The organism is Marinobacter sp. (assembly GCF_033722195.1).
Classification (GTDB): domain Bacteria; phylum Pseudomonadota; class Gammaproteobacteria; order Pseudomonadales; family Oleiphilaceae; genus Marinobacter.
In genome coordinates this window covers 1-18,210 of the sequence record NZ_JAWVZL010000060.1, presented here as the reverse complement: position 1 = coordinate 18,210, position 18,210 = coordinate 1, and the positions used below count along the sequence as shown (strand labels likewise).

Annotated in this window: 17 protein-coding genes; 7 read left to right on the top strand and 10 right to left on the bottom strand. The window is 64.7% G+C overall.

The features are described from left to right. From R3280_RS11315 to R3280_RS11305, 3 genes are all read right to left on the bottom strand, one after another. Nucleotides 1-532: hypothetical protein (locus R3280_RS11315; protein ID WP_318998716.1), on the bottom strand; the 532-nt coding region annotated here is incomplete at its 3' end. 34 nt (nt 533-566) lie between these two features. Continuing rightward, on the bottom strand, nt 567-959 hold the full coding sequence (locus R3280_RS11310) for a hypothetical protein (RefSeq protein WP_318998715.1): 393 nt from the start codon (nt 957-959) through the stop codon (nt 567-569). A 1-nt stretch (nt 960) separates the two neighbouring features. Next, nucleotides 961-2,118: a PEP-CTERM sorting domain-containing protein gene (locus R3280_RS11305; RefSeq protein ID WP_318998714.1), complete on the bottom strand. Its 1,158-nt coding sequence runs from the start codon at nt 2,116-2,118 to the stop codon at nt 961-963. A gap of 318 nt (nt 2,119-2,436) precedes the next feature. Between R3280_RS11305 and R3280_RS11300 the strand changes: the two genes are divergently transcribed. Together R3280_RS11300 and R3280_RS11295 are read left to right on the top strand one after the other, a co-directional pair. Further along, nucleotides 2,437-4,722, top strand: a complete 2,286-nt coding sequence (locus R3280_RS11300) for an ATP-binding protein (protein ID WP_318998713.1) — start codon at nt 2,437-2,439, stop codon at nt 4,720-4,722. Then, nucleotides 4,719-5,342 (top strand): response regulator transcription factor, encoded by a 624-nt coding sequence (locus R3280_RS11295; protein ID WP_318998712.1) that lies wholly within the window; start codon nt 4,719-4,721, stop codon nt 5,340-5,342. Before R3280_RS11300 ends, R3280_RS11295 begins: the two co-directional genes overlap by 4 nt. Nucleotides 5,343-5,344: 2 nt before the next feature. Here R3280_RS11295 and R3280_RS11290 read toward each other — a convergent pair whose 3' ends face one another. After that, a complete protein-coding gene (locus R3280_RS11290) occupies nt 5,345-6,043 on the bottom strand; it encodes a lytic transglycosylase domain-containing protein (RefSeq protein ID WP_318998711.1) in 699 nt (232 codons plus the stop codon). Nucleotides 6,044-6,278: 235 nt separating this feature from the next. On the opposite strand from R3280_RS11290, the gene yghU reads away from it, so the two are divergent. Then, a complete protein-coding gene (yghU, locus tag R3280_RS11285; protein WP_318998710.1) occupies nt 6,279-7,154 on the top strand; it encodes a glutathione-dependent disulfide-bond oxidoreductase in 876 nt (291 codons plus the stop codon). Between the two features lie 9 nt (nt 7,155-7,163). Here the strand turns inward: yghU and R3280_RS11280 are convergent, their stop codons facing one another. Continuing rightward, nucleotides 7,164-8,075 (bottom strand): LysR family transcriptional regulator, encoded by a 912-nt coding sequence (locus R3280_RS11280; protein WP_318998709.1) that lies wholly within the window; start codon nt 8,073-8,075, stop codon nt 7,164-7,166. Nucleotides 8,076-8,300: 225 nt separating this feature from the next. Here R3280_RS11280 and R3280_RS11275 point away from each other — a divergent pair, with 225 nt between their 5' ends. Both R3280_RS11275 and R3280_RS11270 read left to right on the top strand, forming a co-directional pair. Next, nucleotides 8,301-9,230: a LysR family transcriptional regulator gene (locus tag R3280_RS11275; protein WP_318998708.1), complete on the top strand. Its 930-nt coding sequence runs from the start codon at nt 8,301-8,303 to the stop codon at nt 9,228-9,230. Nucleotides 9,231-9,311: 81 nt separating this feature from the next. Continuing rightward, nucleotides 9,312-9,680 (top strand): hypothetical protein, encoded by a 369-nt coding sequence (locus R3280_RS11270; protein WP_318998707.1) that lies wholly within the window; start codon nt 9,312-9,314, stop codon nt 9,678-9,680. Between the two features lie 26 nt (nt 9,681-9,706). On the opposite strand, the gene R3280_RS11265 is transcribed toward R3280_RS11270, so the two are convergent. Both R3280_RS11265 and R3280_RS11260 read right to left on the bottom strand, forming a co-directional pair. Further along, nucleotides 9,707-11,068: an MBL fold metallo-hydrolase gene (locus R3280_RS11265; RefSeq protein WP_318998706.1), complete on the bottom strand. Its 1,362-nt coding sequence runs from the start codon at nt 11,066-11,068 to the stop codon at nt 9,707-9,709. Between the two features lie 110 nt (nt 11,069-11,178). Further along, on the bottom strand, nt 11,179-13,110 hold the full coding sequence (locus tag R3280_RS11260) for a monovalent cation:proton antiporter-2 (CPA2) family protein (RefSeq protein ID WP_318998705.1): 1,932 nt from the start codon (nt 13,108-13,110) through the stop codon (nt 11,179-11,181). A 126-nt stretch (nt 13,111-13,236) separates the two neighbouring features. On the opposite strand from R3280_RS11260, the gene R3280_RS11255 reads away from it, so the two are divergent. Next, nucleotides 13,237-13,803 carry a TIGR00730 family Rossman fold protein gene (locus R3280_RS11255; protein WP_318998704.1) on the top strand — a complete coding sequence of 189 codons (567 nt, stop codon included), beginning with the start codon at nt 13,237-13,239 and terminating at the stop codon, nt 13,801-13,803. Nucleotides 13,804-13,805: 2 nt separating this feature from the next. Here the strand turns inward: R3280_RS11255 and R3280_RS11250 are convergent, their stop codons facing one another. The 3 genes from R3280_RS11250 to R3280_RS11240 all read right to left on the bottom strand — a co-directional run bounded on the left by R3280_RS11250 (nt 13,806) and on the right by R3280_RS11240 (nt 17,182). Beyond that, the gene (locus R3280_RS11250; protein WP_318998703.1) at nt 13,806-14,543 is read right to left on the bottom strand and encodes a dienelactone hydrolase family protein; all 738 of its coding nucleotides are present in this window, start codon (nt 14,541-14,543) and stop codon (nt 13,806-13,808) included. Between the two features lie 26 nt (nt 14,544-14,569). Next, a complete protein-coding gene (locus tag R3280_RS11245) occupies nt 14,570-16,066 on the bottom strand; it encodes a leucyl aminopeptidase family protein (protein WP_318998702.1) in 1,497 nt (498 codons plus the stop codon). Between the two features lie 69 nt (nt 16,067-16,135). Beyond that, nucleotides 16,136-17,182: a GlxA family transcriptional regulator gene (locus R3280_RS11240; RefSeq protein WP_318998701.1), complete on the bottom strand. Its 1,047-nt coding sequence runs from the start codon at nt 17,180-17,182 to the stop codon at nt 16,136-16,138. A 143-nt stretch (nt 17,183-17,325) separates the two neighbouring features. Here R3280_RS11240 and R3280_RS11235 point away from each other — a divergent pair. Next, on the top strand, nt 17,326-18,210 hold an 885-nt coding region (locus R3280_RS11235), incomplete at its 3' end, for an alpha/beta hydrolase (RefSeq protein WP_318998700.1).

The following is an 18,210-nucleotide window of genomic DNA, read 5'->3' as shown; positions in this document are numbered from 1 at the left end:
GCTCCAGCAAAGAGCGATCCAGGCTGTAGCCTGCGACCGCCTGAAGCCGGGTTCGGTTGTTGGCACTGAACGAGGGCAGCGAACGGTTCCCGAAATGCTGCCGGGCCCGGTCGAACAGCGCCAGGTCTTCCGGCTGCTTGGTCAGGGCGACGAACAGGACGCGGTCGGCCTCGGCAAAGTGCGCGCCCGCCTCATACCATTCGAAGGCGCCCCAGTTGTCCGCGCTCTCCCGCATGCCGGCGATCAGCCGGTCCTGCTGCTCCAATGCTGCGGCCAGCTGCTTTGCCAGCGGTGCGGCGCGGCGGGCGGCTTCCAGTTCCACCGGATTGACACCGCCACAGATGTAGCCCTGGGCCTGCCGGTAGGCAATCACGGCGGCTCCGGCGCGGCCGCCTTCCTCGTGGGCCAGGGCCTGGTTCCAGTGGTCTCGGGCCTCGTCGACCGTGATGCCATCGACACAGTCGGCCCAGGCCACCGGAGCCACAGCCAGCGCCAGGCAAAGCGATAAACGACGTAAGGGGTGTTTCAGCATCTTGTGTGTTCCTGTAGGGGGCTGGGTCGTCGGGTCAGGCCGGGTTGGGCACTTTGCCGGCGGTCACGACCATGGCCAGAATCAGAACCACTCCGGTCAGGACGGCAAAGGAGGCCAGACCAAGGACCGGGCCGATCTGCGCTTCCGGCATATAGCCGCCGTAAAGCAGGAACAGACCGACGAACATGACCAGCGAGCCTACCTGGTGGGTGAAGAACTGGAGCACGGCCAGGCGGCGGTTGGCGTTGACCAGCCAGAGCTTGTAGATGATGGCGTAGATCAGCGACACCGCGAAGCCCACCAGCATGATGTGGGCGTGGGTCACGTGCTGGCCGATGTTGGCGGTCTTGGCCATGAAGATTCCCAGCCCCATGCCGGCGAGTGCGTAGACCAGGCCACAGATAAGGTATTTGCGATCGAGTGTCATGTCAGGCTCCTTGCGGGTGATTAGTCGTGGCGCGTTGGCTGCAGCGGCGACGCAGCACCAGCCCTGCCAGGCCCAGGGCCATCAGCATGGCGGATTGTGGCTCGGGCACGCTGACGGGGGTTTCGCTGGCAGCTGGAATCAGCCAGTCCAGGTCGATGCCGTCGATGGTCGAGGTGAGGACGTTGCCGAAGGTATGGGAGAAGTCCGTGGCGGTGAAGGCAGTGCCTGCGGCCATGGCCCAGGTCTCCAGGTAGCCCAGGATCAGCAGTTCCTGGCCCACGATGGCGTCGAACTCCAGCGACAGCAGGCCGGTGTCAAAATTGTACTGCTGCTCGTACCATGAAAACGCGGAGCCCTGGAAGGATTCGCCATCACTGCCGTCGAGGGTCTGGCCGGTATTGCTGCGGCCCCAATAATCCTGGTTCATGGTGGCTGAGTAGGAGTGGCCCCAATAGGGCAGATAGACATCGCCGGCCTCGGCTTCCATGCTGGCGCCGAAATAGGCCAGTTCCTCGCCCAGGGCATAGCCACTCTGGCCATTGGGCCCGGGCAGGGTTTCGGCAGTGGCCACCTTGAAACTTGCCCACATGTTGGAAGCTGCATAACTGTTGGCGGGCCAGGCTTCGGCGCCGTTGCGCACCACCCCGTCAAGGCGGAAGTTCAGGGCCAGACGGACGGTGTCGCCGTTCTGAAGTCCCGAGGTACCGGCGCCGACCGTGGCCCGGTTGGTCATTTCATTGATGGTGCGGGACTCGGTCAGGTAGCCGGGGCCATCGGAGGTTGCCCAGGCGGCTCCGCCCATCCGGGTCTGGCCGGCATCCGTGTAACCATAGTTGCTGACCCGGGAGTGGCCGGGCAGGGGCGTAAGCGGCGGCAAGGCGCCATCGGGGGCCGGCCGGTTTGCGACGCCGTGACTGCCGGACTGGTAGATATAGGTGTAGTCGTAGATCCGGTTCTGACCATCGTAGTCCTGGCTGCTCTCGCTGGAGTGGACCAGATCCGGATTGCTGCAGCTTGCGCCACAGGCTCCCGGAATGACCGAGCCCGGCTGGCTGGCCACATGGCTGCCCCGCACCACCACCTTGGAGCCAAAATCGATGGGCATGGCCAGTACCGGCGTGGCCAGGACCGCTAGGGTCATGGCAAATACTCTTTTCATCTTCGTTACCTCGTCCCTGTGCTGGAATGTTTGCGCCCTGCCAGTGTCGCGGCGTGTCGGATTGCAGGGCCGCCACAGGTTAGGGGGACTGCCGGGGTGGGGGTATCCCCGGTTGCTACCCCGTAGCAGTGATTTTTCGGGGTATTTGAGCTTTAATAGTGTCGGGCAGCGGGCACTGGGAATACCGCTTTGCGTCACCACCTGTCGGCGCAGAGGCTCACCGCCCATCCCCACAGGCCGGCGTCTGTTTGTTTGGAGTCACAGGAAGTGGATCTTCGAGCTGATCAGCGGCGTCGCCGCCCCCATCCCCCCGGGAGAATGCTCCTGCTGGCCGGTATCCTTGGCCTGTGTCTGATTGCGCTTCTGACCCAAGCCCTGGTATCAGTCCCCTGGTTGGGCCTGACACTGGCGTCCGGCAATGGCGGCGATGCGCCAATGGTGGCGGAGGTGGCCCCGGGTAGCCCGGCGGACGGCAAGGTGGCCCCGGGCGCTCTGGTTGAGCAGGTCCGGCTGGCGAACGGGGAGACCCTGGTGCTGACGCCGGAGCTGGTAGCGCCCGAGGGCGCCTATGCCCTGGCGGACGCCGCGTCGTTTCGGACATTCTTCCGGGCCGAGGCCCTCATCCACGACACCCTGGTGGCCGGCCCTGTGGCCCTGAAGCTGACCGGTGACCAGTGGGTCACGCTCGAACCCGCCAACCGGCCCCTGGCATCGATTGCCTTTGGCTACTGGGTGGGCATGCTGAGCGGTCTCGCTGCGCTGCTGGTAGGAACCGGGGTCTGGACCTACCGGCGGGAGTCGCCGGCCTGCCGGCATTTTGCCCTGAACGGCGTGGGCATGTTTCTGGCGGCGGTCGCGGCGACCCCCATCAATCACCGCGAACTCACCCTCCAGCCGCTGTTGCTGGAGGCGCTCACCCACATCAATCTGCTTGGCGTCACGCTGACCTGTTTCGCCCTGGTGGCGCTGATCTGGAACTATCCGGTACGGCTGGGCCGGTTGCCATTGCCGCGGCTGCTCTATGCCGCGGCATTGGTGATTGCGACGGTATCCGTGCTGGAGCTGTCCCCGGCGCCGGTGCTGCTGTTCCAGTTGCCGCTGATGATTTCCATGCTGGTGCTGTTCCCGCTTTTCGGCTTCCTGCAGTGGCGACGGACCCTGGAGGCGCCCGCCGACCGGGCCGCCCTGTTGTGGCTGATCACCGTGGTGCTGTTGACCATGATCACCGCGGTGATGGCCAACCTCCTGCAGGTGGCGCTGGCACGTGAGGTTTACCTGTCAACATCCGGGGTCTACGCCCTGGTGCTGGTTATGTACGTGGCGCTGGCCTTTGGCGTGGTGCGCTACCGGCTGTTCAATCTCGGGCAGTGGTGGCTGGAGGCCATGATCTGGGCCCTGAGCGGTATCGTGGTGTTGGTGCTGGACGCTTTCCTGCTGGCGGTAACGGCCAGCGCCGGTCTCTCCCTCGGGGTGGCGCTGCTGGTGGCCGGCTGGCTGTACTTTCCTCTGCGCCAGTATCTCTGGCGTCAGCTCAATCCCGCCGCCGGCCAGCCGCTGGAGCGGCACCTTCCGGAACTGATCGACACCCTTTTGTCGGCGCGCTCGGCAGAGGATCTCGAGCGCCGCTGGCAGGGTCTGCTGGCGCGGGTATTCCAGCCCCTGGCGAGCCAGCTGCTGGCGCAGAGTTGCAGACCCGGTGGCCTTGACCGGGAAGGCCTGGTAATGCACTGCCCGACGGTCGCCGGCACGGGTTGTCTGGAGCTCAGCCACGCCGGCAAGGGCAAGCGTCTGTTCAGTACCGCCGACCTGCGCCTGGCGGAGGCCATGTTGGCCTTGACACGCCAGGCCCTGGCCCTGCGTCGCGCCGAAGATGCCCGGGTCAGGGAGGCGGCACTGCGGGAAGAAGAGAAAGCCAGCCTGTTGCGGGACCTGCACGACGGTGTCGGGAGCCTGGTGACCACCATGGGTCTGGTGGCGGATCTGACCCTCAGCCAGAGCACCGAGCCGGCTACCCGGGAGCGGCTGGAAACCCTTGCCGGCCTGTCCCGGGAAACCCTGGTGGAAGTCAGGGCCATCATGCAGGCCTTCGACGACGAACTGGACTGGGTCACCCTGGCCGCGCAGTTACGGGTGCTCGGCAGAACCCTGGCGGATGCCGGCGGCCTGACCTTCGACATGGGTTTCGAGCTGGTGCCGGAGGCACCGGAACCGGACAGTGTGCTGTCATTGAACCTGTCGCGGTTCTACAAGGAATGCCTGACCAACGTGCTCAAACACGCCGGCGCCAGTGGGCTGGAAGTCACGCTGACGGTCGGGATTTGTGAGCTGGCGCTAGTGATCAGCGACGACGGGGTTGGTCTGCCCGCGGTCAACAATCCCTCGTGTCGTGCCGACGGCACCGGGCGGGGCAGCGCAAACCTGGCGGCCCGCGCTCAGCGCCTGGGCGGCAGGCTCCAGATCCAGTCAGCGCCCGGCCGTGGCACCTGTGTACGCCTGACGTTACCGCTGGCCGCCATCGGTACGGAGGTGGCGCATCTGCCGGCTGCCGCCGGGGCACCGCAAGCCGGGTATTCCGGGGACGACGGACAGGGAGCCGCCGCATGATCCGCATCGCCATCGTGGAAGACAGCACACCCTTGCGGGAGAACCTTCGGCTGTTGCTGGGCGGCGAGCCGGATTTCCAGGTGGTGGCGGCCCATGGCGCCGGCGAGCCCTTCCTGGCGGAGCTGGAGGGCTTGGCGCTGGATATGCTGCTGTGCGACCTGAACCTGCCGGGTATCTCCGGTATGGAGGTGATCGCCGCCGTCAAGGCCCGGCGGCCGGACGTGGACATCATGGCACACACCATCAACGAGGACCGTGGCCATGTCTTCGGCGCCCTCAGGGCCGGAGCCACCGGGTATGTCCTCAAGGGCACCCGGCCGGCGGAGCTGGTGGAGGCCCTGCACACCCTCCGCGACGGCGGCGCGCCCATGACGCCCCGAATCGCCCGGGCGCTGGTGAAGGAGTTCCAGGTCGGGCCGGTCGGCGAGGATGTTCTGAGCCGCAAGGAGAAGGATGTACTGCTGGGAGTCCAGGAGGGCCTGACCTACAAGGAGATCGCGGTGCGGCTTCACATAAGCCCCCACACGGTCCACAGCCATATCAAGAAGATCTACGAGAAGCTGCAGGCGGGCAGCAAGCACGAAGCCCTGGTCAAGGCCAGGCGTCAGGGCCTGATCTGAGTCTAGCGGGCGGCGTAGCGCTGGTGGAGAATGCTGACCCGCTCCACGTAGGCTTTGGTTTCGGCGTAGGGGGGCACGCCTCCGTGGCGCCCGACCGCGCCGGGGCCCGCATTGTAGGCGGCAGTGGCCAGGGTGATGTCGCCGTTGAAGCGTTTGAGCATCCTGGCCAGGTAATTGACGCCACCGCGAATATTTTCGTGGGCGGCCATGGCGTTCTGAACCCCCAGTTCCTCCGCGGTGGCCGGCATCAGCTGCATCAGGCCCTGGGCACCTTTCGGCGACAGGGCCTGGGCATTGAATGCCGATTCGGCGTGAATGACAGCCCGCACCAGGGCAGGGTCCACGTCGAATTCCTCCGCCGCTACCCGGATCTCGTCCCGGTAGGGTTTCAGGAACAGGGGAGTGGTGCGCCAGTCCACCTTGGAAGCGGGATCACAGGCATAGCAGTGAAAGCGGATGACATCGAATTCGGCGCCGTTGGGCTGGATGCCGCTGTAGGCCACCACCCCGTTGTCGTCGGTGTAGCGGAACACCACTTCGTTCCTGCTGGAGGCGCGTTTCTGGCCGCCTCCCACGTTGGTGAACTCCACCGTGCCGTCCGGATGCACAATGCGCTTGATGCCGTCCGCCAGGGCCGGGGCAGCGAGCGCCAGCAGGGGCGCCAGAATAACAGCGAAGACGATTCGGGTACGGCGAGTCATTATAGGCTCATCAGGAGTCGTTGGCGGCAACCGGCACTGATCGAAATATAGCTCAAGGGCGAATTATACGGAGTTACCAGCGCGAAAAAAGCGCTCACTTTGTAGCCCAAGTGTTGTGTTTTGGTGCAAATCGGGCCCATATCACAGTCTGGCGCACAGGCACCGGGCCAGCCGGCGCTATCACCGGAATCAATGAGCTGAATCCATAACCGGAATCCACAAGAGGACACCCCGAATGACTGACGAGACCTACACTCCTCCCAAGGTCTGGACCTGGGACAAGGCCAGTGGCGGTACCTTTGCCAACATCAACCGGCCGGTGGCGGGTGCCACCCATGACCGGGCCCTGCCGGTGGGCAAGCATCCGCTGCAGCTGTATTCCCTGGCCACGCCCAATGGGGTCAAGGTCACCATCATGCTGGAGGAGCTGCTGGAGAAAGGCGTTGCCGGGGCGGAGTACGACGCCTACCCGATCCGCATCACCGAGGGCGACCAGTTCGGCAGCGGGTTTGTGGAGGTCAACCCGAACTCCAAGATTCCCGCACTGCTGGACCAGGGCGTCACGCCGGCCATCCGCGTGTTCGAGTCCGGATCCATCCTGCTTTACCTGGCGGAGAAGTTCGGAGCCTTTCTGCCGAGCGATATCCACGGCCGCACCGAAACCCTGTCCTGGCTGTTCTGGCAGATGGGCAGCGCGCCCCTGCTGGGAGGCGGTTTCGGCCATTTTTATGCCTACGCGCCGGAGAAATACGAGTACCCCATCAATCGCTACACCATGGAGGTGAAGCGCCAGCTCGATGTGCTGGACCGGCGCCTGGCCAACAACCGCTACATCGCCGGCCGGGAATACACCATCGCCGACATGGCGATCTGGCCGTGGTATGGCGCCCTGGTGAAGAACAAGGTCTACGATGCCGCCGAATTCCTTCAGGCCCACACCTACACCAACCTGAACCGCTGGACGGACGAGATTGCCGAGCGTCCGGCGGTGCAGCGGGGCCGCATGGTCAACCGCACCTGGGGCGAGCCTTCGGAGCAGCTGCACGAACGTCATGACGCCAGTGATTTCGAGCTGCGCACCCAGGACAAGGTGGCGGGTGATCCGTCCTGACGGCTTCCCCTACCAGGTTTCCTGACTCGGCACCGAGGCCATCATCAACTCCTCGGTGGGCTGTGCCAGCAGCTCGGTGATCAGGGCGGGCTCGAACTGGCGGCGCACACTGATGGCGTAGAATTCCTCGTAGACTCCCGGCAGGGCACCGTAATCCACCAGGGTGCCCTGGCGCAGCTCATCGCGCACCACCACTGGCGGCAGGATCGAAACCACACCGGTATCGCGGCTGAGCAGTCGCATCAGCGCCATGTCGTCCACCTCCGCCTGAATGCGTGGTGTCACCTTGTGGTAGTCGCAGAGCTGGTCGAAGGCCTGGCGCATGACGCTCTGGGCCCCGGGCACAATGATGGCGCGCCCTTGCAGCGAGCCCGGGAAGCGGAAATCCGCCAGGCCCGGCGGCCCCACCATACTCACCGGCTGGCGTGCCAGTCTCCGGGAGCGCCAGGGGTGGTCGTTGTTGCCGGTGACCGCCTGGTTGGACAGCACCAGGTCCAGCCGATGGGCGGAAAGCCGTCTCAGCAGATCGTCCAGGTGGCCACTCTGCAGACTCAGTTCCACGTCCTCCCGGCCCAGTAACGGGCGCAGGAAACCTTCCTGGAAGTTCCGCGACAGGGTGGCCACGGCACCGATCTGGATACGCTCCCGTGAGGCGACGGTGCCGGACGCGAAGAGGGCGGACAGCTCCTCGCCATGGCGGAAGATTTCCTCGGCGTAGGAATAGGCCTTCCGGCCTGCCTCAGACAGTTTCAGCCGTCGGCCCTCACGGATGAAGAGCGGATGGCCGAGGCTGTCTTCCAGCTTCCGGATCTGACCGGACAGGGCCGACTGGGAAACATGCAACTGTTCTGCTGCCCTGGTGAGATGGCCCAGACGGGCCACGGTCCAGAAGTAGAAAAGATGGTGATAGTTCAGTCGCATGGGGCAAAAGTTCCAGAAATAAGAACAGTTAATTCGTTATAAACTATTTCTGTTGATGATTCATCCCGGGCAGAGTAGAGCCAACGGACTTTGCGGCATGAAACCATCAACGGACGAATGACGTTGCTGGCCGCCGGGCCCGGGCACATCGCAGTGTCACCGCGCCGGTGAATGGTAGCGGGTCGAATCGGGACCGCAGGGTCTCTCGGAACAGGACGATTGGCTATGAAAGACACCCTCAATCTGCGGCACCTGCATTACTTCTGGGTGATCACCAGGGAAGGCTCCATCGCTCGCGCCAGCGAGGTGCTGGACCTGGCGCCCCAGACCCTGAGCGGCCAGCTCGCAAGCCTGGAACAGGCAGTCGGTGGCCGGCTGTTCCGCCGTCAGGGGCGCGGACTTGTGCCCACGGAGCTGGGCCAGATGGTGGCCGGCTACGCCAGGGAGATCTTTGCGCTTACCGACGAGCTGACAGAGCAGTTGAAGAGCGAACCCACCGCCAGGCCCCTGGCCCTGGCGGCAGGGGTGTCGGCCTCCATCCACAAGCTGATTGCCTTTCATTTGCTGCAGCCGGCCCTGGAGCTGGACCGCCAGGTAAGCCTGGACTGTCGCACCGGGCGCACCGAGGCGCTGCTGTTCAATCTCAAGAAGCAGGAGCTGGATGTGGTGCTGACCGACCGAATTCCCGGCGTGGAGGCTCACGACGAGTTCACCTTCCATCCCCTGGGTGGTTCCACCATCAGCCTGTTTGCGGCACCGGGCCTGGCCGAGCGCCTGCAGCCGGGATTCCCGGCGTCACTGGATGGCGAGTCCCTGCTGGCAAACTCCACGGATTCACCCTATTTCGACGAACTGATGAAATGGATGACTCTCGCCGGGGTGAGGATGAACCTGCTGGCGCAGGTGGACGACAGTGCCCTGATCAAGGTGTTCGGCCGCCAGGGTCTGGGGGTGTTCACCGCCCCCACCATCATCGCGGACGAGGTCTGCCGCCAGTATCAGGTCGTCCATATTGGCGCCCTGGAGGCGGTCACCGAGCAGCTTTACGCCGTGACCCGCAGTCGCAGTATCAGCCACGACGGTGTCAGGGCCATTTGCGAGGCCGCGCCGGGGTTCATGACTCCCGCCAATACATCGGAAAAAACGAGCAATTGATCTGACTAAATCTTATATGTTCGATGAGTGGTCTGGGGGATCATGCCCGTGTGTCAGCTGCAACCAACGAGGGAAGACGCCATGAAAACCATTCACAAGTTTCGCATCGAGACCGGCAAAGAGCCGACCGTTCTCAACCTCAAGGAAGGCTACCGCGTGGTGCGCTGTGAGTACATCCTGCCGGAGAAGGCTGTTTACCTCTGGGTGGAGCAGCCGCTGAACGTGTCTGCAGCCAGCGTCGAGCGCAAGGTCCGGGTGGTTTACTCGGGCCAGCCGGTACCGGACGACTACCAGTATCTGGGCACTGCACTGGATGCCTTCGGACCCGAGGCCTACCACCTGTACGAGCTGCCCGGTCAGCCAGCGACCGGGGTGGAAGCCGCGCCCAAAGCCGGCGCCGAGCGGATATCGGGCCGCCCTGTCCAGCTCCATCGCTCCGCGCTGTCCTGATCGCCACGGGCTCCTTCGGGAGCCCTTTACACTTCGATTTCCTCCAGCAGTTCCGGCACCCGGACGTTCCAGCCAAAGCGGTCGCGCAGATACTTGCGCATCAGGTCGCTGGCCAGGATCTCACCGTGGGTGATGAACACCTGCTGCGGCTGGAGGGAGCCGCGGGCCAGCCAATCACCAATTTCTTTGTAGTCGCCGTGGGCGGACAGTGAATCCAGGTTGCAGATCTCGGCCTTCACCGGCCAGTACTCGCCGTGGATTTTCACCGATTCGGCGCCATTGACCAGCGCATCGCCGCGGGTGCCCTGGGCCTGAAATCCGGCGAAAACAATGCTGTTTCGGGGGTTGGGGAGAAGGGTCTTGAGGTGGTGCAGGACACGGCCACCACTGGCCATGCCGCTGGCCGACACGATGATGCAGGGGTAGCGCTTGCTGTTGAGTTCGATGGACTCCTCCACCGTGCGAACATAATGGGTCTGGTCATCGATCAGTCGGCACTGGGCCTCGGTCAGGCGATGTTCCTTGTGATGCCGGCAGAAAATCTCGGTTGCCTGAATCGCCATGGGGCTGTTCAGGTACACCGGCAGTTTGGGTATACGTCCTTCCCCGATCAGCTTGTGGATCAGGTACAGCAGCATCTGGGCCCGGCCCACGGCGAAAGCGGGCATCAACACGATGCCGCCGCGTTTGCTGGTGCGGTTGATGATATCGGCCAGGTTGGACTCCGGGTCGACGTCCCGGTGCAGGCGGTCACCGTAGGTGGATTCACACACCAGCACATCGGCGCTGCCCAGGGGCTCGGGGGCGCGCATGATGACATCCTCCGACCGGCCGACATCGCCACTGAATACCAGCGTTTTGGCGGTCGCTTTGTCCTTGATGTGAACACAGGCCGAGCCGAGGATATGGCCCGCCGGGGTGAAGGTGACCGTCAGGCCCGGAACCGGCTCGAAGGGCTCGTGATAGTGGCGCGGCTCGAACTGCTTCAGCGCCTGCCGAGCCTCCTGTTCGGTGAACAACGGCAGCGCGGGGTGGTGACGGCTGATGTTCTTGCGGTTGGCGTAGCGGGCGTCCTCTTCCTGCAGGTGGCCGGCGTCCGGCAGCAGCACCTGGCAGAGTTCACGGGTCGCCCGGGTACAGTAGATGCGGCCCCGGAAGCCGTTCTTCACCAGGGCCGGCAAATAGCCGCTGTGATCAATGTGGGCGTGGGTGAGTACCACGGCGTCGATCAGCTCGGGCTTGATAGGAAAAGGCCCCCAATTGCGCCGCCGCAGGCTCTTGACGCCCTGATACATACCACAATCCACCAGCAGCCGCTGCTGCTCGGTGGACACCAGATAGCGTGATCCGGTAACGGTTTCCACGCCGCCGAGAAACTGAAGTTTCATGTCCTGTCGCTCCGCCGCCAAAAACGGAATTTGAGGCTCCATTCTAGCGGGGCGGCCGCCGGCGGCATTGATCCAGAGCAGGAAGTCGACAGCTTGCCAGGATTTCGGTGTCAGCCCCTGGGGGCCGAACCCTCCTCATCCGGGGCAAGTCCCGCCTCGGTGATTTCCGGCGGCGACCAGATCGGCACCACCTCCTCGTCCGGCAGCTCCCAGTCCTTCTGCATGGCGGTGCTCAGGGTCTCCTCCAGCTTCATGAACAGTTCACTGTAGCGGGGGCTGAAGGCGATGCCCTCGTCGATGTCTTTCCAGGCTTCGTAGAGTTCGTCGTCGTGGGCGGTTTCGCTCTCGATGAAGGCCCAGGTCATCTGCTTGGCGCGTAATGGATGTACGCCCATGGCGGTGAGGGCATGGCCCCCGAGCTCAAGCGCCGAGTGATAGGTCTCGCTGATCACATCGTCCGCGCCGGCATCCCGCAGGCGGTAGCCGTGGCCACGGTCGAAGGCCCGGGCCAGCACCCAGACCGAGGGATGATGCTTCTTGACGTGTTCCACCATCCGCACTGCCCGGTCGCGGTCGTCGATGGCCACCACCAGCAGACGCGCATTGTCGATGCCGGCGGTTTCCAGCAGGTCCGGCCGGCTGGCATCACCGAAATAGCTCTTGATCTGGATCTGGCGTACGTTCTCGATCTGCTCGATCTCCAGGTCCAGCACCACCAGGGGAATGCCGTTGGCCCGCAGCAGGCGGCAGACGATCTGACCGAAGCGGCCGACGCCGGCGACGATCACCGGGCCCTGGTCATCGATGGTATCGGCTTGCTGTTCGGCGTTCTTGGCCTCCCGGTAACGCGGCAGCACCACCCGGTCGAACACGATGAACAGGGCCGGTGTCAGGAACATGGACAAAGCCACCACCAACGACAGCAGCTGGGCGATGTCCGGCGCGATCACCCCGTTCTGCAGGCTGTAGGTAAGAAGCACGAAGCCGAATTCGCCCGCCTGGGCCAGGCTGAGGGTGAACAGCCAGCCGTTGGCGCCGCGGATCCGGAACAGCAGCGCCAGACCCAGCAGGATCAGGGCCTTGACCAGGATCACCACCAGTGCGAGGGATACCACGGTGCCCCAGTCCGCCACCAGCACCTGGAAGTTGATGCCGGCGCCAACGGTGATGAAGAAGAGCCCCAGCAGCAGGCCCTTGAACGGCTCGATGTTGGCTTCCAGCTCATGGCGGAACTCGCTGTTGGCCAGCACCACCCCCGCCAGGAAGGCACCGAGGGCGGGCGATAGGTTGACCAGGCTCATCAGGGCGGCGATACCGATCACCAGCATCAGGGCGGCCGCGGTGAAGACTTCCCGCAGGCCGGAAGCCACCACGTAGCGGAACAGCGGCCGGCTCAGGTAGAACCCCCCGCCCACGACCAGGGCTATGGCGCCCACGACCACCAGGGCGTGGGCCCACCCGGGCAGGCTGGTGACCAGGCTGGTGCCATGGGCGGCGGTGGCATCGGCCACCATGCTGCCGCTCAACGCCGGCAGGGTGAGCAGCGGGATCAGCGCCAGCATAGGAATGACCGCGATGTCCTGGAACAGGAGTACCGAGAAGGCACTGCGGCCACCCTCGGATTTCACCAGGCCTTTCTCGTTCAGGGTCTGCAACACAATGGCCGTGGAGGACAGCGCAAAGATCAGGCCCACCGCCAGGGCGCTCTGCCAAGGCAGCCCCAGCCACCAGGCCAGGCCGGTGCCGGCGGAGGCGGTCAGCAGGACCTGCAGGCCACCCAGCCCCACCAGCCGCACCCGCATCGCCCACAGGGCCTTGGGGTCCAGCTCCATGCCCACCAGGAACAGCATCATCACCACGCCGAACTCGGCGAAATGCTGGATGGTAGTGGCCTCCTGACCCACCAGACCGGTCACCGGCCCGATGAAAACGCCTGCCACCAGGTAGCCCAGCACCGAACCCAGACCCAGTCGTTTGGCCAGCGGTACCGCGATCACCGCTGCCAGCAGGTAGATGAACGCCTGGATAAAGTAATCGGTCATGGCGACTCCGTCATGAGTGAACGCATCCGTCCTGAGCGCCCGGCTGGGACCGGTCGGACTGGTGTTCGCCCGCCAGACCGGGATAATCGTCAGCGGGCGGACGGCTCGTAGTATCAAGGAGAGTATATGAAATTGGCAGTTTTTTGCGGTTCAAGAACCGGCAGTGACCCGGTTTTCGCCGAGGAAGCCCGGCGTCTTGGCACCGTCATGGCCCAGCAGGGCGTGGATCTGGTGTTCGGTGGTGGCCATGTCGGCCTGATGGGCACCGTAGCGGATGCGGTGCTGGCCGCCGGCGGTCGTGCCTACGGCGTGATTCCCCAGCACCTGCAGGACCGGGAGCTGGCCCACCAGCAGCTGACAGAGCTGCACGTGGTGGCCAACATGCACGAGCGCAAGGCGCGGATGGCGGATCTTGCCGACGGCTTTGTCGCCCTGCCCGGCGGTATCGGCACCCTGGAAGAAATCTTTGAGGCCTGGACCTGGGCCCAGCTGGGTTTCCACCAGAAACCCTGCGCCCTGTACAACGTCAAGGGCTTCTACGACCCGCTGCTGGCCATGGTCGGCGCCATGCAGGCGCAGGACTTTCTGAAGCAGGAATACATCGACATGCTGGTGGTGGAGGATCAGCCCCGGGCGCTGCTTGAGCGCCTCGCGGGCTACCAGCCACCGCCGGAGAAGTGGCGCCGGGGCTGACCTCAGCCGGTACTGTCGGAGGTATCCGGTTGTGGCTGCCGCTCCAGGAATTCCAGCACCCGGCCATGGGACAGGGCCGCGGCCTGACGCTGGTAGCTGCCCCTGGCCCAGCAGTTAAAGCCGTGATCGGCCCCCTTGTAGACATGGACGCTGGCATCCGGATGTCTGGCAAAGGCCTGGCGGGTACGGGCGACGTGCTCATCGGTAATGTGCGCATCCTGGCCGGCAAAGTGAAACTGGATTGGTACCCGGACCCGGTCGGCTTTGTCCAGGTGCCTGGCGATATTGCCCGGGTAGAAGCAGACGGCGCGGTCGACAGCGCCCTCCGCGGCAGTCAGGTAAGACAGGATGCCACCCATGCAGTAACCCAGTGAGGCAAGGCTGCCCTCGCATTCGGGTCGCTGCCGGAGGCTGTCAGCCGCCCGGGCCAGATCGCCGATGATGTTCGGGAAGTCCGCTTCACTGACCAGTTTCAGGGCTTTATTCAGATCCTCGCCGTCGTAGCCCAGCTCCACCCCCGGTTCCTGACGCCAGAACACATCCGGCGCCAACACCAGATAACCGTCCAGGGCATACTGCTCGGCCACTGTGCGGATGTGATGGTTGACCCCGAAAATTTCCTGGATCAGCAGGATGCCCGGACCGGTTCCGGCCGGAGGGCGCGCCAGATAGCCCTTGAAGGTTTCACCCCCGGTGCTTGTGATATCGATCCATTCGGTGGTGACAACGGAACGGGTCATGATTGCTCCTTGCAGTTACCTTGGTGTCAGGTCCGACTCGCCTCGCCACGGATCCATTCCACGCCAAACCGCACGCCGAAGCCCTGAAGATCCGTGGGAATCTGGGCCAGGCCGCCTTTGTGGGTGCCGCTGGAGGCCATGTCCACGTGAACCCAGCCGATGTCCTTGTCCACGAACCGACCCAGGAAGCGGGCGGCGTAGAGGTGGTCGCCGGCGCCGGTGGTGCGGCACTGCAGGGTGTCCGCCACCTCCGATTTCAAATCCTCGTCGTAGTCGTCCTCGTAGGGCATGGGCCAGACCCGCTCGCCACTGCGCTCGCCGGCCTGGATGATGGGCTCCACCCACTGGCGGCGGTTGGTCATGGCGCCGGCCATGCGGTTGCCCAGCGCCGCCACCACGGCGCCGGTCAGGGTGGCGTAATCGAGAATGGCGGTGGGCTGGTTGCGGCTGGCCAGGGCCAGGGTGTCTGCCAGCACCATACGACCCTCGGCGTCGGTGTTGATCAGCTCGATGGTGGTGCCGTTGAGCGCGGTGATGACGTCGTTGCACTTCACCGCATTGGGGCCGATGTGGTTTTCCGCCAGCGCGAGCCAGCAGTCCACCGGCCGGTCAAATTTCATCCGGGATAGCGCCAGCAGGGTGCCCAGGGCCACGGCGCTGCCCTGCATGTCGCCGTGCATGCCCAGCATGCTGCCGCCGGTCTTGAGATTGCTTCCGCCGGTATCAAAGCAGATGCCTTTGCCCACCAGCGCCAGCGCCCGGCCGGTAGCGCCCTTGGGGCGGTACTTCAGGTGCAGGATGCCGGCGTCCTGATTGGGGCTGGCCTCCACCACCGACAGAAAGGCCCCGGCCTCCAGTTGCTCCAGCCGTTTGCGGTCGATGAATTCGACACCCCAGCCTTCACGTTTTGCCAGCCGCTCCCCGTAATCTCGATAGATCGCGGGCGTCAGGTAATTGCCGGGCAGTTGGGTCAGCCAGCGGGCCAGGTTGTTGCCCTCGGCGGTGGCAGTGGCGTGACGCAGGTCGGGCTTGCCGAAATCGCCGGCAAAGCTGACCGCTTCCAGGGTGCCCGGCTCCGGCGGCTTGGCACTTATCATCGGTAACCGGAACAGCGCCGCGTGCAGGGCGGCCAGGATGGCCTCCGCCATGGCACCGGCGCTGCCGGGGTCCGCCAGCAGCGAGATTACCCGCAGCTTGCCGGGGCGCTCCGCCAGCAGCGGGGTGACCAGTTTGCGGGCCAGGGTCAGTCTGGCAAAGCAGCTTGTGTCGCCGCTGATCCGGCCAATGGCGGTACGCACGCCAGTCGGCGAGCTGAAGACCACCGGATTGGTGCCCTCCGGGCTGGTGTCCAGACGCTGTCTGAGGGTCTCGGCCCAGGGCGAGGCGTCGACGGCATTGGGCTGGTCTTTGGGCAGCAGCAGGACCAGGCCGTCCATGGTGTCGCTTTGCCAGGCACCGTCTGTCAGTGCCGACTGGTCAACCTGGAGCTCGGGGAGTACCGGGAGCGTGAGAGTCTGGTTCATAAGGCAGGCCTTGTCCGAAAGTTCTCATCACAGCATAGACCATGACGCCAGCCTGCCGGGGCCTCCAGGTCAGGTTGCAGCCCGCGCGGCAGGGACAGGCACCGATACCCGGGGCATCTCCTGCGGCACCACATAACTGAAGCGCTTGCGGTATTGCTCCATGGTGCAGCCGACGGTCCGCTTGAACAGGCGTCTGAAGGAACTGACATCCTCGTAACCGGACGCCCAGATCACCTGGCTCAGGGGTTGGCGGGTGGTTTCCAGCAGATGCTTGGCGGCCTCAATCCGTACCTGCTGCAGATAGCCGATGGGGGTTTCGCCGGTGGCCTCCCGGAAACGCCGCTTGAAGGTTCGCGCACCCAGGCCGATGCGGTCAGCCACCTCGTCAATGGCGAAATGCTCCGCGTAATGCTGCTCGATCCAGTCCTGGGCCTGCTTGATGCGGTCGTCGCTGTGGCTGCGGTGGCCGGCAAACATCCGGTAGGGCGCCTGGTCCTGCCGGATGTGGTCGAACACGTGCAGCTTGGCGCAGGCGGAGGCCAGGGCGGAGCCGCCGAAACGCTCGATCAGGTGGAAGGAGAGATCGATGAACGCGGTGGCGCCGCCGGCGGAAATCACGTTGCCGTTGTCGATCAGCATCCTGTCCGGTTCCAGGTGAATGCCGGGGTAGCGGTGGCGGAAATGCTCGGCGGAGCGCCAGTGGGTGGTCACGGTCTTGCCATCCAGCAGGCCCGCCTCCGCCAGCAGGAAGCTGCCGGTACAGGCAGTCGCCAGAATACTGCCGGCTGCGGCACGGGCCTGGAGCCAGGGATGCACTGCGGCCTGGGACTCCAGCTGCTGGTCGAGAAACTTCGGGGACCCGGCTGCCTCGATGGCGGATGCCGCCACGATCAGATCCGGCGCCAGGCCATGCCGGGCCGCCGTAGGCACGATGGCGGAGCCGTTGTAGGCCTTGACCGGATGGTCGTCGGGGGTCACCACATTGAGTTTGAACAGCGGCGGCGCATCCCGGTTGCCGGCCAGCTTGTGGCAGTAATTGGCGGTGGTGAGGATATCCAGCAGGCCGTGCACTGAGGACGCGGCGCAGTGAGGCAGGGCAAGAATGGCAACGTCCATGAGCTGACTCCCGAACGGATGTAGAACGAGGAATGGCATAAATGGCCATTAATGAGTCAAATATGACACTGATGCGGTTTCGTGGCAAGACGTAAAGTGACTTCGAACCCTGGCCAGACTGGCCTTTTCAGGAGGAAGACGTCATGACCGCACATATCCAGTCCAATCAGTCCATCACCTGGCAGGACAGCTTGCCCGCTCCCGGTAAAGCGCCCTGGCGGTTCCGGGCCCTGGGCAAGGGCATCAACCTGTTTGGCCGCGTGGCGCCGGAGAAAGCCGGACGGCTGGCCAACCGGTTGTGGTTTACGCCTACCCGTGGCGGCGCCGGAGCCCGTTACGAGTACCTGCTGGAGCGGCCGGACACGTTTACCCAGCTTCGCTTCGGCGCCTACGACCTGCCGGTGTTCAGTTGGGGGGCTGGTCCTGCCGTGCTCTTTGTCCACGGCTGGTCCGGCGCCGGTATCCAGTTCGGTGCCATGGTGGAGCCGCTGGTAAGGGCGGGTTACCGGGTGGTGGTGTTTGATGCCCCCGGCCACGGCCGGGCCCAGGGCAGCCGCACCGATGTTTTCGAGATCGCCCGGGTGGTGCGTGAGGTTGCCGGGATCTTCGGCCGGGTCCATGGCCTGGTGGCGCACTCTGTGGGCTCGGTGGCCGCCGTACTGGCGGTGGCGGAGGGTCTGGCGGTGGATCGCCTGGGCCTGATCGCGCCGCCGGCCAGCCTGGCATCGGTGGTGAGGTCCTTCGGTGCTGGCCTGGGGCTGTCCCAGCCGGTGCTGGACGTCCACGCGCGACTGCTGGAAGAACGCTTTGGCAAGGATGTCTGGCAGCGTCTGGACCTGACCCGGCGGGTGGGTCAGATCGGTGTCCCGGGCCTGATCATCAGTGACCGTCATGATCGCCAGGTCCCGGTCCAGGAAGGTCAGAGCCTGGCCGTGCACTGGCCGGAAGCCAGGTTCCTGGAGACCCGGAAACTCGGCCACAACCGGATTCTGGAGTCAGAGCAGGCGCTGGCGGCACTGGTGGCTTTT

Coding starts and splice junctions, on each gene's coding strand:
- R3280_RS11310 (WP_318998715.1), bottom strand. CDS start 959: ATGACACTCGATCGCAAATACCTTATCTGTGGCCTGGTCTACGCACTC.
- R3280_RS11305 (WP_318998714.1), bottom strand. CDS start 2,118: ATGAAAAGAGTATTTGCCATGACCCTAGCGGTCCTGGCCACGCCGGTA.
- R3280_RS11300 (WP_318998713.1), top strand. CDS start 2,437: ATGCTCCTGCTGGCCGGTATCCTTGGCCTGTGTCTGATTGCGCTTCTG.
- R3280_RS11295 (WP_318998712.1), top strand. CDS start 4,719: ATGATCCGCATCGCCATCGTGGAAGACAGCACACCCTTGCGGGAGAAC.
- R3280_RS11290 (WP_318998711.1), bottom strand. CDS start 6,043: ATGACTCGCCGTACCCGAATCGTCTTCGCTGTTATTCTGGCGCCCCTG.
- yghU (WP_318998710.1), top strand. CDS start 6,279: ATGACTGACGAGACCTACACTCCTCCCAAGGTCTGGACCTGGGACAAG.
- R3280_RS11280 (WP_318998709.1), bottom strand. CDS start 8,075: ATGCGACTGAACTATCACCATCTTTTCTACTTCTGGACCGTGGCCCGT.
- R3280_RS11275 (WP_318998708.1), top strand. CDS start 8,301: ATGAAAGACACCCTCAATCTGCGGCACCTGCATTACTTCTGGGTGATC.
- R3280_RS11270 (WP_318998707.1), top strand. CDS start 9,312: ATGAAAACCATTCACAAGTTTCGCATCGAGACCGGCAAAGAGCCGACC.
- R3280_RS11265 (WP_318998706.1), bottom strand. CDS start 11,068: ATGAAACTTCAGTTTCTCGGCGGCGTGGAAACCGTTACCGGATCACGC.
- R3280_RS11260 (WP_318998705.1), bottom strand. CDS start 13,110: ATGACCGATTACTTTATCCAGGCGTTCATCTACCTGCTGGCAGCGGTG.
- R3280_RS11255 (WP_318998704.1), top strand. CDS start 13,237: ATGAAATTGGCAGTTTTTTGCGGTTCAAGAACCGGCAGTGACCCGGTT.
- R3280_RS11250 (WP_318998703.1), bottom strand. CDS start 14,543: ATGACCCGTTCCGTTGTCACCACCGAATGGATCGATATCACAAGCACC.
- R3280_RS11245 (WP_318998702.1), bottom strand. CDS start 16,066: ATGAACCAGACTCTCACGCTCCCGGTACTCCCCGAGCTCCAGGTTGAC.
- R3280_RS11240 (WP_318998701.1), bottom strand. CDS start 17,182: ATGGACGTTGCCATTCTTGCCCTGCCTCACTGCGCCGCGTCCTCAGTG.